Source organism: Paenibacillus sp. P4_A9 (assembly GCF_056402415.1).
The window spans coordinates 24,510-37,691 of the sequence record NZ_JBFUHL010000026.1 but is presented as its reverse complement, the minus strand read 5'-3'; the positions used below and the strand labels follow the sequence as shown (position 1 = coordinate 37,691).

The 13,182-nt window shown below is 48.6% G+C and carries 11 protein-coding genes; all 11 read left to right on the top strand.

What is annotated here, in order from left to right; all coding sequences use genetic code 11:
• The first annotated feature begins 1 nt into the window (after window position 1).
• A complete protein-coding gene (locus AC1DVJ_RS17230; RefSeq protein ID WP_477592469.1) occupies window positions 2-1,102 on the top strand; it encodes an NADH-quinone oxidoreductase subunit D in 1,101 nt (366 codons plus the stop codon).
• Entirely contained in the window at window positions 1,102-2,106 is a 1,005-nt protein-coding gene (gene nuoH / locus AC1DVJ_RS17225; protein ID WP_477592468.1) for an NADH-quinone oxidoreductase subunit NuoH, read from the top strand. Before AC1DVJ_RS17230 ends, nuoH begins: the two co-directional genes overlap by 1 nt.
• 50 nt (window positions 2,107-2,156) lie before the next feature.
• The gene (gene nuoI, locus AC1DVJ_RS17220; protein WP_477592467.1) at window positions 2,157-2,609 is read left to right on the top strand and encodes an NADH-quinone oxidoreductase subunit NuoI; all 453 of its coding nucleotides are present in this window, start codon (window positions 2,157-2,159) and stop codon (window positions 2,607-2,609) included.
• Window positions 2,602-3,132 (top strand): NADH-quinone oxidoreductase subunit J, encoded by a 531-nt coding sequence (locus AC1DVJ_RS17215; RefSeq protein WP_477592466.1) that lies wholly within the window; start codon window positions 2,602-2,604, stop codon window positions 3,130-3,132. Before nuoI ends, AC1DVJ_RS17215 begins: the two co-directional genes overlap by 8 nt.
• Before the next feature lie 2 nt (window positions 3,133-3,134).
• Window positions 3,135-3,446 (top strand): NADH-quinone oxidoreductase subunit NuoK, encoded by a 312-nt coding sequence (gene nuoK, locus AC1DVJ_RS17210; protein WP_436240115.1) that lies wholly within the window; start codon window positions 3,135-3,137, stop codon window positions 3,444-3,446.
• 15 nt (window positions 3,447-3,461) lie between these two features.
• A complete protein-coding gene (nuoL, locus tag AC1DVJ_RS17205) occupies window positions 3,462-5,384 on the top strand; it encodes an NADH-quinone oxidoreductase subunit L (RefSeq protein ID WP_477592465.1) in 1,923 nt (640 codons plus the stop codon).
• Complete coding sequence (locus AC1DVJ_RS17200; protein WP_477592464.1) at window positions 5,374-6,996, top strand: complex I subunit 4 family protein; 1,623 nt, start codon at window positions 5,374-5,376, stop codon at window positions 6,994-6,996. Before nuoL ends, AC1DVJ_RS17200 begins: the two co-directional genes overlap by 11 nt.
• A gap of 37 nt (window positions 6,997-7,033) precedes the next feature.
• Complete coding sequence (locus tag AC1DVJ_RS17195; protein WP_477592506.1) at window positions 7,034-8,512, top strand: NADH-quinone oxidoreductase subunit N; 1,479 nt, start codon at window positions 7,034-7,036, stop codon at window positions 8,510-8,512.
• Window positions 8,513-8,834: 322 nt separating this feature from the next.
• Window positions 8,835-11,369: a S8 family serine peptidase gene (locus AC1DVJ_RS17190; protein ID WP_477592463.1), complete on the top strand. Its 2,535-nt coding sequence runs from the start codon at window positions 8,835-8,837 to the stop codon at window positions 11,367-11,369.
• A 19-nt stretch (window positions 11,370-11,388) separates the two neighbouring features.
• On the top strand, window positions 11,389-11,649 hold the full coding sequence (locus AC1DVJ_RS17185) for a DUF1146 domain-containing protein (protein WP_477592462.1): 261 nt from the start codon (window positions 11,389-11,391) through the stop codon (window positions 11,647-11,649).
• A 199-nt stretch (window positions 11,650-11,848) separates the two neighbouring features.
• Complete coding sequence (gene murA, locus AC1DVJ_RS17180) at window positions 11,849-13,168, top strand: UDP-N-acetylglucosamine 1-carboxyvinyltransferase (protein ID WP_477592461.1); 1,320 nt, start codon at window positions 11,849-11,851, stop codon at window positions 13,166-13,168.
• The last annotated feature ends 14 nt before the right edge of the window (window positions 13,169-13,182 follow it).

The following is a 13,182-nucleotide window of genomic DNA, read 5'->3' as shown; positions in this document are numbered from 1 at the left end:
CGTGTTACGGACAGAAGAACTCCTGTTAAATGTTGGTCCTCAGCATCCAAGTACGCACGGCGTTTTCCGCGTGATCGTCAAGCTGGATGGTGAAATCATTCGAGAAGCAATACCCGTTATGGGCTACTTACATAGAGGAACAGAGAAATTGGCTGAAAACCTCAGCTATACCCAAATCATCCCGTACACCGACCGAATGGACTATGTTTCGGCGATGACGACCAACTACGCACTAGTAAACGCCGTAGAGAGAATGATGGGGCTAGAAATTCCTGAACGGGCGGAATTCCTACGATTAATCGTGATGGAGCTGCAGCGCATTGCGTCCCACATGGTGTGGTGGGGAACATATCTGCTGGACATCGGAGCGATGAGTCCTTTCTTGTATGCGTTCCGTGACCGCGAAATTATTATCGATCTATTCAACGAATTGTGCGGTGCCCGTTTGACGTACAACTACATGCGTGTAGGCGGCGTGAAATGGGATGCACCAGAAGGTTGGATCGAGAAAGTGCGGAAATTCGTGCCGTATATGTATGGCAAATTAGAAGATTATCACACGCTTGTCACCGGAAATGAGATTTTCCTTTCACGGATTAAGGGTGTTGGTAAATATGACGCAGAGACAGCCATTGCATATGGCCTTAGCGGGGCGAACCTGCGTTGTACCGGTGTAGACTGGGATATTCGCAAAACGCAGCCCTACAGCCTGTACAGCCGCTTCCAGTTCGATGTGCCTGTGCGTAATGGCGGGGATTGCTATGACCGTTATTTGATCCGTATGGAAGAAATCAAACAGTCGCTTCGCATCCTGGAGCAAGCGCTAGACGTGTTCCCTGAGGGTGGCGAAACGATGGGCAAAGTACCAAGAGTCATTCGCCCGCCAGAAGGCGAAATCTATGCAGCAATTGAGTCTCCGCGCGGGGAAATTGGTTGTCATATTATTTCCCGAGGTAAGCAAGAGCCCTATCGCTTGAAATTCCGCAGACCGTCCTTCGTGAATCTGCAAATATTGCCCAAGCTGTTAGTTGGGGAGTCGATGACCAATCTCATTACGATTCTGGGCGGCATCGATATTGTCGTTGGGGAGGTGGATGCCTAATGGTCAATCTGTTGGAAGAGAGTCTGACGTGGACGAACTTCTTCGTATTCCTTTTTTGGGGCATCGTGATGCTAATGCTCGTATTGGGGTTCGTTACCTATGCGATCTACTTTGAACGTAAAGTCATTGGCTGGATGCAGCTGCGTATCGGGCCGAATCGGACGGGGCCTTTCGGGCTGCTGCAGAGCGTCGCTGACGTATTCAAGCTTCTCATTAAGGAAGATACGATTCCCAAAAAAGCCGAGCGTGAGCTTTTCATTCTCGCACCCATCATTACCTTTATCCCATCCTTTACGATCATTGCGACTATCCCGTTCTCGGATCGGATGTTCAACGCGAATTTGAATGTGGGTTTGCTCTACTACGTAGCACTAACAGGGATCTCAACGATCGGGATTATTCTTGGCGGTTGGGCGTCCAACAATAAATATGCGTTGCTGGGCGGCATGCGTTCCGCAGCCCAAATGATCAGCTATGAAGTTCCGCTCGTTATCTCGGTCGTTGGTGTAGTCATGATGACAGGCAGCTTGAATTTGCATACGATTGTCGATCATCAATCAGGCGGCTTCTGGCAATGGAATTTCATACCTCAGATCCTCGGTTTCATTATTTTCGTGATTGCGGGTGTGTCAGAGCTTAATCGAACGCCTTTCGACTTACCGGAAGCTGAATCCGAGCTCGTTGCGGGCTATCACGTGGAATACAGCGGTTTCCGCTTCGCGTTTTTCATGCTATCCGAGTATGTGTATGTCTTCGTCATCGCTTCACTCATCTCTCTGATTTTCCTAGGTGGGTGGCATGCGCCATTCGGATTCCTTGATTTCGTTCCAGGCGTCATCTGGTTCCTGTTGAAATTCTCGTCAGTCGTTTTCTTCCTCTTCTGGTTGCGGGCGACACTGCCACGGGTTCGAATTGATCAGTTGATGGGGTTTGGCTGGAAAGTGCTGCTTCCATTGGCACTGGTCAACATGCTGCTGACAGCGATCATCATGACCATCTTTTAAGAGAAACGAAGTCAGTTTTGCTATCGCAAAACTTTAAGGAGTTGAAACACATGAAGGGCATTATGAAAGGTTTAGGCTTCACGTTTAAGCACTTGACTGAGAAGAAAGTAACGTACGCATACCCAGAAGTTCCGATTAAAATGCCGGATCGCTTTCGTGGTATTCAATATTTTGATCCAGAGAAATGCATTGTGTGTAATCAATGTGCGCGCGTGTGTCCGACGGAGTGTATTACGTTAACTGGAAAAGCGAACCCAGACCCTGAGAAAAAGGGGAAGGTCATTGATACATATGACATCAACTTCGAAATTTGTATTCTGTGCGACCTTTGCACAGAGGTATGTCCGACAGAAGCGATCGTGATGACAAACAATTTTGAGTTGAGCAGCTACAGCCGTGACGATTTGTTCAAAAATATGGAGTGGCTGAGCAGCAATACGCAAAATATTCGCCAAGAGAACAATTCTGCGATGCCTAAAGGGGGCGCGAAGAAAGATGTTTAGTGGACTCGGTGATTTCCTATCTAGCGGTACGAGCTGGGCCTTCTTCATCTTCGCACTGCTCGCAATCGGCGGGGCGATTTTTATGATCTCTTTTACAAAAGTCGTTCATATGGTGATTGCGGTTGCCCTTACGTTTATTAGCTTGGCTGGCCTGTATGTCATCCTCGAAGCTGAGTTTGTCGCTTTCGTGCAAGTCCTGATTTATGCGGGTGCCATCTCGATTCTGATGATTTTCGGCATTATGATGACGAAGCATAGACCTAATGAAGATGATGGACCTAAGCGTCCATGGCACGAGGGATTGGCTATTTTAGGCGCGGTGGGCTTGTTCGGAATCTTGTTCTATGCCATTCAAAAGTCGACCTTCGTCTCTTCGGGAGCATTGGATGCTGGCAAGGATAATACCCTCGAAATTGGGAAGCTGCTCTATAATGTGCATGTCATTCCCTTCGAAATCATGTCCGTGCTGCTGACGGTAGCGTTCATCGGTGCTATCGTAGTCGCGAAGAGAGAGGAGGATTAGCGTTGGGTAACTTAATTACTCCTTATCTTACATTGGCGGCGATCCTATTCTGCATTGGACTATACGGTGCATTAACAAAGAAAAATGGGGTTATCGTGCTTCTCTCCATCGAGCTTATGCTCAATGCGGTGAACTTGAATTTGATTGCCTTCTCGAAGCTTGGGGATCATCCCGCATTGACAGGGCAGATCTTCTCCCTCTTTAACATTACGATCGCAGCTGCTGAGGCGGCTGTGGGGATTGCGATATTGATCACGATTTACCGAAATAAAGGTACAGTCGAAGTTACAGATTTGGATTCTATGAAGCGCTAGGAGGCTAACAAGGCTATGGTATCGGACTATTCACAGTACGCCTGGCTCATTCCATTGTTTCCGTTGCTTGCTTTTCTAGCGCTCACGGCGATGGGACGTCAACTCAAGGACTTAGGGATTTACATTAGTATTTTCGCGATGCTGCTTTCATTTATTGTGGCTTTGCTCATATTCGTAGAGCGTATTGGCGGCAAGGTTGAGGACTTCACGTGGGATAAAATGAACTGGCTGCAGGTCGGCGATTTTACGCTGAAAATGGGCTTTGAGGTTACCAATCTTAATTCCCTCATGCTTGTCATCGTCACACTTGTTTCGTTGCTGGTGAACATTTATTCCAAAGGCTACATGAAAGGCGACGAGCGCATTCACGTGTTTTTTGGCTATATCGAGCTGTTCTCTTTCTCTATGCTAGGGCTTGTCATCTCCGAAAATATGCTTGAACTCTACATCTTCTGGGAGCTCGTAGGGGTATGCTCCTTCTTGCTCGTTGGATTCTGGTACTTCAAGCCAGAGGCGAAGGCTGCCGCTAAAAAGGCATTCATCGTCACTCGTATCGGGGATGTGGGCTTGTTTATCGCGATCCTGCTGTTGTATCTATACATGCCAGGGCATGCGCTTGATTTCACATCCATACATAATGCCTTCACAACGGGCAAAATCGACCCAACGATCGTCACGTGGATCGCTGTCATGATTTTCATCGGGGCGATGGGTAAATCCGGTCAATTCCCGCTGCACACATGGTTACCTGATGCGATGGAAGGACCAACGCCGATCTCGGCGCTGATCCACGCCGCAACGATGGTTGCTGCTGGGGTGTACCTCGTGGCACGGACGTTTGATATTTTCCACGCTTCGCCGGATGCGTTGATGGTTGTTGCTTATGTCGGTGGATTTACCGCCATATTTGCAGCTACGATCGGAATCGCACAGAATGATATTAAGCGGATTCTCGCTTACTCGACCGTGAGTCAACTCGGCTACATGATGATGGCGCTGGGGATTGGCGTTTCATTTACGTCAGGCATGTTCCACTTGTTCACACACGCCTTCTTCAAAGCTCTGCTTTTCTTGGGCGCAGGTAGTGTCATTCACGCGGTTCATACGCAAAATATCAACGAAATGGGCGGCTTATCCCGCAAAATGAAAATCACGACCTGGACCTTCGCGATTGGAACGCTGGCCTTAGCTGGTATCTTCCCATTCGCAGGCTTCTGGTCGAAGGATATGATTCTAACGGAAGCGTACGAGCATAATCAGCTTCTGTTCTGGGTCGGTGTGATTGCGGCGTTCTTCACCGCTTTCTATATGTCACGCCTGTTCTTCCTTGTGTTTATGGGCTCGTCTAGAGCGAAAGCACATGCTTCGGAGGATCACGATGATCACGAGCACAACCACACTCATGAGCCGCATGAATCTCCGGCATCTATGACGACACCGCTTATTATTTTAGCAGCGCTTGCTGTCGTAGCAGGTTTTGTGAATACGCCATTCAATGAATGGCTGGGTCACTGGCTGACAGGACAAGAACACGAAGAAACAGTGAACTGGACCGTTATTATTTTGTCCACGCTAGCTGGATTGCTAGGTATTGGTCTTGGGTACCTGATCTATCTCAAACGCACCATTCCTCGGGACATCGTTTCGGGTAAAATGCCTTGGTTATATACTTTGCTTAATCGCAAATATTTCATCGATGAAATCTATGATGTTATTGTTGTCAAACCGCTTCGCGGTCTAGGCTCCATCCTAGAATGGATTGATATCTACATCATAGACGGGATTGTACGCTTGGTTGCTTTCACCGTGGTCAGTCTTGGACGCTTAGGCTCCCGACTTCAAAATGGTCAACTGCAGTCCTACGGGGTCATCATGCTACTAGGGATGTTGATTCTGGCACTTGCCATTGCAGGAAGGAGGTTCATACATGCTGGATAATCTACCCATTTTAAGTATGATCGCCTTCTCACCTTTGCTAGGTGTTCTCGTCCTGCTCTTCCTACGGGGAGATCGTGGACGTTTAATCAAAACGGTAGGTATCGTCACGACGCTCATTCCGCTTATTTTGGCGGCATGGCTGTATGTGGACTATAACTATCAAGGGGATCCGCTACAGTACAAAGAACAGCTTGATTGGATCAAAGTTCCCTTAAATCACGAGGGAATTCAGCAAATTACACAATTCTTCTTCGAGTTTAAATATTCATTGGCTGTCGATGGCATTTCGTTGCCACTCGTCTTTCTAACGGCGCTGATCTCGTCCATGGCGGCATTAGCATCGGTTTACATTAAGAAACGTTGGAAAACGTATTTCATTCTGTTCCTTTTGCTGGAAACGGGCATGTTCGGTGTATTCATGGCACAGGATCTCTTCTTGTTCTTCCTGTTCTTCGAAATTACACTCGTGCCGATGTTCTTCCTGATCGGAATTTGGGGGTATATGAACCGTGAGCAAGCGGCAAACCGCTTCTTGCTGTATAACGGTCTCGGCTCAGCGATCATGCTGATTGCGTTCTTAATTCTGGTTACGACTGCTGGTTTTAACCAAGACCCGTCGCAGACAGAAGCTATCATTTACTACAGCGGCGACATCCATACGATTGCGCACAACCTATTGCAGGCCCCTGAAGCTTACGTGAATCAGACGGGCACGCCGTTCTTCATGAGTCAAGCTATGAAATGGACTGTGTTCATCATGCTATTGGTCGCTTTCGGGATCAAGCTGCCGATCTTCCCGTTCCATACGTGGATGCTGAAAGTACATACAGAGGCTCCGCCTGCTGTTGTTATGATTCACTCCGGGATTTTGCTCAAAATGGGGGCCTACGGCCTTATCCGTTTCGGTATCATGTTCTTCCCGGCGGAAGCCCAGCAATGGGCGTGGGTGCTCGCGCTCCTCGGCGTCATTAACATCGTGTACGGCGCACTTCTCGCGATGGTCCAAAAAGACTTCAAACTCGTGCTCGCTTACTCGAGTATCAGCCACATGGGCATCGTCTTGTTGGGACTTGCTGCTTTCAACATTGCAGGTCTGCAAGGCGCCGTGTTCCAGTTGATCTCACACGGTCTGATCTCAGCCCTGATGTTCTTGCTCGTCGGCAGTATCTACGAGCGAACCGAAACCACGCAGCTCGATCGCTTGGGCGGTCTCGCGAAGAACATTCCTTTCATCAGCGGTATTCTGCTGATCGGGGGCATGGCCTCGCTCGGATTGCCAGGCTTATCCGGCTTCATCAGTGAGTTCCTCGCGTTCGTTGGACTCTTCGAAACACACCGTGTGTACGCGATTGTCGGTACACTGGGTATTATCTTCGCAGCGGTTTACGTGCTGCGCGGGGTGTTAAACATCACGTTCGGCCCTAAGCAGCCGAGCTTACTGCAGCAAGGGATGCGCGACGCGCGTCTCATCGAGGCTGTGCCGATGATTACTTTGGTCGCGTTCATTCTCTTGCTGGGCGTGTACCCAAGCGTGCTGAGTCAGCCGCTTCAACAAACCATTGGCAGCTTGGATCAATTGATCCATAGCGTAGCCGGGAAGATAGGAGGTTAGTCCAGTGGAACAGATTAGACTCCATGCTGCTGATTTGATGCATCTGCTCCCTGAGCTTGCGCTGGTTGCAACCGCGATCATCCTATCTCTCTTGGATTTGGTTCTGCCGAACCGTTTCAGCCGTTCGATTATCGGATGGTTAACATTAGTCGGCATCGCGATTTCCGCCGTGTTCGTTGTCCTGCAACTGAATCCGGACGAGGCGATTCAGCTTCTGAATCAAAGCTATCGCGTCGACGATTTCTCGAACTTGCTTAAATTATGTACCCTTGTCGGTACGGGACTTATCGTCTTTATGAGCTTAGGCTTCGTAAAAGAGGATAGCATCCCGCATGTCGGGGAGTATTATTACTTCTATTTGCCTGCTGCGTTAGGGGCCATGATCATGTCATCCTCAGGTGATTTGATTACCCTCTACGTAGGATTGGAGCTACTCAGTATCACCTCTTACTTAATGGTTGCCATGAAGAAGAGAGACAGCAAGTCCAATGAGGGAGCATTCAAGTACTTGGTGATGGGCGGTATTTCATCCGCGATCATTTTGTACGGTATGTCCTTCCTGTATGGGATGGTCGGTTCTGCGAATCTACAAGAGATTGGCGCAGCCCTTCCGACATTGGTCACATCGTATGAGCCGTTGCTCTACGTCGCCTTCTTCCTGCTGCTGACAGGCTTCGGCTTTAAGATCGCGGCAGCGCCATTCCACAGCTGGGCGCCGGATGTGTATGAAGGAGCGCCAACACCGGTTACGGCATTTTTGGCTGTCGTGTCCAAAGCGGCCGGCTTTGCCATCTTGTTCCGTGTCTTCTACGTATTGTTCGGATTTAGCAGCTTCGAAGAAAGTAAATTGCAGTCCGATGTGTTCCTAGCGATATCTGTTATGGCAGCCATCGCGATGGTGGTGGGGAATTTCATTGCATTGAAGCAGACGAATATGAAAAGGCTACTCGCCTATTCGGGAATTGCAAATGCCGGCTACTTGCTTGTTCCAATCGGTACGTACTTTTCGGCCACGCATTATGCCAACTTCTCGGAATTCATTTTCTACTTAATCGCGTATATGTTTATGAACATTGGCGCTTTCGCGGTGTTGATGATTATCGAACAGGCTGAGGGACATACCGAGGCCAAAGGCCTCGCAGGTTTGTACTATCGCGCACCTTTAACGGCTGTAGCCATGGTGTTGCTCGTACTTTCCTTAGCTGGTATCCCCATATCAGGTGGATTCTTCGGTAAGCTCTACATTATCTTAGGCACGATGCAGACGCAGCAATACTGGCTGGGGTCCCTAATGATCGCAACCAGCGTTGTTTCGTTCTACTATTATTTCAGCATTGTGCGCCAAATGTTCATGCGCAGCGATTATGAGCCTGCCGCTATCAAAGTATCCGTACCATTAGGCATTACGGTTTGGTTATGTGTCCTGATCAGCGTGGCCCTTGGCGTGGTTCCGCACTTGGTGCTGAAAGCCATTGAGAGCATCTTTACCTTGACGAAGGATTTTATCATCATGTAAATGCGTTGCAACAAGGCCTTTCCTACTCAAAAAGTAGGGAGGGTTTTTTCTGTTTTATAGAAATGGCGTGAATTTCAAATCGTGAACTGTCTCGGAGCTACGGAACTTCGTACTAAGAGTCCCGCGACCAGCTCCAGACCATAGAAAATGAGCCGCATGGTTTAAGTCGGACAACTCCCAGAAAATACTTGAAAAATATTTCGTAAGATCCGAACTTTTTGCGAAGATAAACCGTTATAGGTATCGAGAAGATGTTTATTGTGGTATAGATATATAAGTAAATGACAGAAGAGATTCAATTTGGGATAAAGGACCTGATGTGATGAAATATATTCGATACGTAGGCCCCATGATACTGATGATGTTGCTTGTCCTAGGACTAACAGGGTTTGTGACCAACGTAGAGGCAGCTTATGCGGTGTCATCGGATCCCATGAGGGTGAAACAAACCTATTTGGATATGATTCGCGTTGATCAAGCGTGGGCGGCGGCAGGAGACTCTCGTTCGCCAATCGTAGTCGCTGTAGTTGACACAGGGGTTGACCTTGGACATCCAGATTTAATTGGTAATTTAGTGGATGGTGTGAACCTGTTGCAGGCTTCTAAGAAGCCTTTTGATGATAATGGACATGGAACCAACGTAGCCGGCTTGATTGCCGCTGCGATTAATAACGATAAAGGTATTGCGGGAATCGCTCCCAATGCCAAGATTATGCCAATTAAGGCGCTAGAAGCAGATGGAACTGGCGGCGAAGCCAAGCTGGGTGAAGGCATTAAATACGCAGTCGATCACGGAGCGAAAATCGTTGTGCTTTCCTTAGGGTTAAACAAATATTCGGATTACCTGGCAGGTGTTGTGCAGTATGCCGAGGATCATAATGTATTGCTCGTCGCTGCTGTTGGTAATGAAAGTACGAGTGTGAAATACCCCGCGGCGTATCCAACGGTGCTTTCTGTGGGTGGTGTAAGTATAAATAAGCTGGCTGATCCACGATCAAATTATGGCCCAGAGCTCGATGTTATGGCGCCTTGGGACGTATACACGACAGCACTTGGCGGGGGTTATCAGTACCAAGATGGCAGCTCAATGGCTGCGCCTCAAGTGGCAGCAGCAGCAGCATTGGTCTGGGGGAAATACCCGGCGATGACGGCGTATCAGTTGCGGTCGCAGATCGAACAATCGGCGCAGGACTTGATGACCAAAGGGTGGGACACCAAGACAGGTTACGGCTTATTGAACATCGAGAAGGCTCTGACCGAACCGTATAAGCAAGATCGTTTCGAGCCGAATGATCTAGCGAGTCAGGCAGCATCACTACCGAGTCATACGATGGTTAAAGTGAATCTCAGCTCGGGGCAGGATCAGGACTGGTATGCGATTGATGCCGCATATGACGGGTACATTCAATTAGAGGTACAGCCCGAAGATGGTGCCGGTATCCGCGTGAATTTCGATTCTGGGCAAAGTTTTCTTGCGGCCAGTGGTACTTCTGACGGAAATCAGCCGTTCACAGTTGCTGTGACCAAAGGGCGCACCTATGTCCAGTTGGAGAACGTAGATCGCGCACGCAAGACACTATTGAATTACACGGTGCAGACGGACTTTGTGATTTATACGGATCCTTTTGAGGATAATGATAAGCAGTACAAAGCGTATACGTTGCCAGAGCGCAGTCAGACCCTGCGAGGTACTTTTCATGAAAAAGGTGACCTCGATTGGTTCGCACTAACGCTTGAACACTCTGGCACGATGCGCCTCAGACTTTCCACCGATACGGGGCGGATCGATCCCATGCTTCTTTTCCAGAAAGAAGGGGAGAAGGGGGCGACGATTGATCAAGCTGGCGATGGCGGTATAGAAGTTAGCTCGCAGATGGAATTGCTTCCTGGGCAATATTATATTCGCGTTAGTAATGTGAAGGATTATGCCGGACCGATTACGGGTGAATATACCTTAGAGATTGAGTATACGCCCAAATTAATTGACCCTAACGAGCCGAATGATAAATCGTATCAAGCTACATTTGCAGCAATGAATGCTGGGTATGAGGGTGTTTTTAACAAAAATGAAGACGTCGATTGGTTTGAATTCCGATTGACATCAGATAGCTTGGCCCAAGTGAGATTAACGAATATTCCAACTTCACGTACCTTATATGCCACCTTGTATAATAATTCCTTGCAGGAGCAAGGCACCTATCGTAGTGAGAGTGGCTCGAGTCAGCTCAATTTCGAAAAACCTTTGCCCGAAGGAACGTATTATATTAAGCTCCAGGCGAACCAGTGGTTCATGAGTCAGATGTATCGCTTGCAGTTGAATAGTTATGAGCTTGTCAGCGGGTACGTTGACATTGCAGGACATTGGGCACAGGATGCCATTAGCCAACTCACCGAGCAAGGCATGATTAGCGGATATGGGAACTATCGTTTTGCTCCGAATCAGTCGATTACAAGGGCCGAAGCGGCTACCGTGCTGTCACATGCTTTGCATTTAACGAAACGCAAGGATTTACGATTTAGTGATTTGAATGCTTCACACTGGGCTTACGCGGACATTGCCAAAACGGTTCAAGCGTCGATCGTAGACGGTTACCCGGATGGTACCTTTGACCCCGATGGCAAGCTGACCCGTATGGAAATGGCACAAATGCTCGCGCGCAGCATGAATATGACGGGGAAGCTACGAGGAAATACACCTTTTAGCGATGTGAGTGAATCCTACTGGGGTGTGGGTATTCTGAAGCAGATGTCGGCAGATGGTTGGATCAGCGGGTTCCCCGACGGGACCTTTCATCCGGAAGATCAGGCAACACGGGCTGAATTTGTGACATTGCTGGTCAAAGTCGTAAATCGATAATATCGAAGAGGAGTGACCTATGAGCGAGACGGACAAATGGAGTGAAGTGGCGCAATATGCGTCGTTGATGAATATGGCCAGTATAGCTGTCTATATTCTTTGCATCGGTTTAGCCTGGTGGTCGCTGCAAGCGTTCCGCTTTGATGTTTTGCTGCGGAGGCCCAAAGGCGCACAAGCGATTATGCTGCAAATTTTACTTTCGATCGGACTCGGGCAGTTGGTTGCGGGCTTTTTTATTCAGTATTTAGGCCTCTCCATGAGCTTCAGTAAGATGTTTTAATGACATTTCCCGAATAATGCTGAAGTTTGTTGTCAACAATGGATAATAGCACGGAATGAAAATCGCAATAGGCTTCGAACTCTATGTGGGGCAATCTCTGACTGCCAAAAGAACACAGTTGTATCAATGCAGCTTCAAATGATAAACTTAAGAAATGTGCGAAACCTGTCTTTTAAAATAAGTGCGCGGAGGGACCATGATGAGCAAAATTATCGTCCGCGGTGGCCGAAAGCTAGCTGGCAATGTGAAAATCAACGGAGCAAAGAATGCGGTACTGCCGATTATTGCGGCTTCCATTTTGGGGTCGGAAGGTGAAAGCGTCATCCATGATGCGCCTCCCCTTGACGATGTACTAGTCATTAATAAAGTGTTGCAAAGTTTGGGGATTGAAGTCGAATATAATCGTCAAACGATTCGAGTGAAGGCTGCGCAAATTAATACTTGTGAAGCTTCCTATGATCTAGTCCGTAAAATGAGAGCCTCTTTCCTCGTAATGGGTCCTTTGTTAGCTAGGCTGGGTCAAGCGAGAATATCGCTTCCAGGCGGTTGTGCGATTGGCACAAGACCGATTGACCAGCATCTCAAAGGCTTTGAAGCGATGGGTGCCGATATTGAACTGGGTCAAGGCTATATCGAAGCGAAAGTGAAAGGGCGCCTGAAGGGTGCCAAAATTTATTTGGATGTCGCCAGCGTAGGCGCAACCGAGAACATTATGATGGCCGCAACGCTTGCGGAAGGTACAACAACAATTGAAAATGCGGCTAAAGAGCCGGAAATTGTTGATTTGGCCAATTATCTGAATGCGATGGGCGCTGTGATCCGCGGTGCGGGAACGGGTGTTATTCGCATTGAGGGCGTCGAGAAGCTTCGCGGCTGCGTACATACGGTGATCCCAGATCGCGTAGAAGCCGGTACGTACATGATCGCTGCAGCGATTACGGGCAGTGAGCTGTATATGGAAGGCGCGATCGGTGACCACCTTCGCCCTATCATTTCCAAAATGCAGGAAATGGGCGTTACGATCGAAGAAGATGAGAACGGCATTCGCGTTCGGGCTACAGGTCCGCTGCGCGCGGTAGATGTGAAAACATTGCCGTATCCCGGCTTCCCAACCGACATGCAGTCGCAAATGATGGCGCTGCTAATGGTGGCTGACGGAACGAGTCTTGTAACTGAGACCGTGTTCGAGAACCGGTTTATGCACGTGGATGAATTCGCGAATATGAACGCAAACATTAAAGTGGACGGACGGACGGCTATCGTCAGTGGTAACTCGAAGCTGCGCGGTGCGAAGGTGTGCGCAACAGACCTTCGTGCTGGTGCGGCGCTCATTCTCGCGGCATTAGCGGCTGACGGTGAAACCGAGATCTCGGGTGTTCACCATATCGATCGTGGATATGTCGACATTACAGACGTTCTGCGCGAACTAGGTGCCGATATTTATCGCTCGGTCCCACAAGAAATCGAGCAGGAAGTAGCGGAGCTTGGGTTTTTCAATATCCAGCCAACGCTAGCATAATACAAGAGGAACCA

What these genes read in the sequence shown, in the direction of transcription:
- nuoH (WP_477592468.1), top strand. Translation starts at nt 1,102, where the DNA reads ATGGTCAATCTGTTGGAAGAGAGTCTGACGTGGACGAACTTCTTCGTA.
- murA (WP_477592461.1), top strand. Translation starts at nt 11,849, where the DNA reads ATGAGCAAAATTATCGTCCGCGGTGGCCGAAAGCTAGCTGGCAATGTG.
- AC1DVJ_RS17215 (WP_477592466.1), top strand. Translation starts at nt 2,602, where the DNA reads ATGTTTAGTGGACTCGGTGATTTCCTATCTAGCGGTACGAGCTGGGCC.
- AC1DVJ_RS17200 (WP_477592464.1), top strand. Translation starts at nt 5,374, where the DNA reads ATGCTGGATAATCTACCCATTTTAAGTATGATCGCCTTCTCACCTTTG.
- AC1DVJ_RS17190 (WP_477592463.1), top strand. Translation starts at nt 8,835, where the DNA reads ATGAAATATATTCGATACGTAGGCCCCATGATACTGATGATGTTGCTT.
- AC1DVJ_RS17195 (WP_477592506.1), top strand. Translation starts at nt 7,034, where the DNA reads ATGCATCTGCTCCCTGAGCTTGCGCTGGTTGCAACCGCGATCATCCTA.
- nuoL (WP_477592465.1), top strand. Translation starts at nt 3,462, where the DNA reads ATGGTATCGGACTATTCACAGTACGCCTGGCTCATTCCATTGTTTCCG.
- nuoI (WP_477592467.1), top strand. Translation starts at nt 2,157, where the DNA reads ATGAAGGGCATTATGAAAGGTTTAGGCTTCACGTTTAAGCACTTGACT.
- AC1DVJ_RS17185 (WP_477592462.1), top strand. Translation starts at nt 11,389, where the DNA reads ATGAGCGAGACGGACAAATGGAGTGAAGTGGCGCAATATGCGTCGTTG.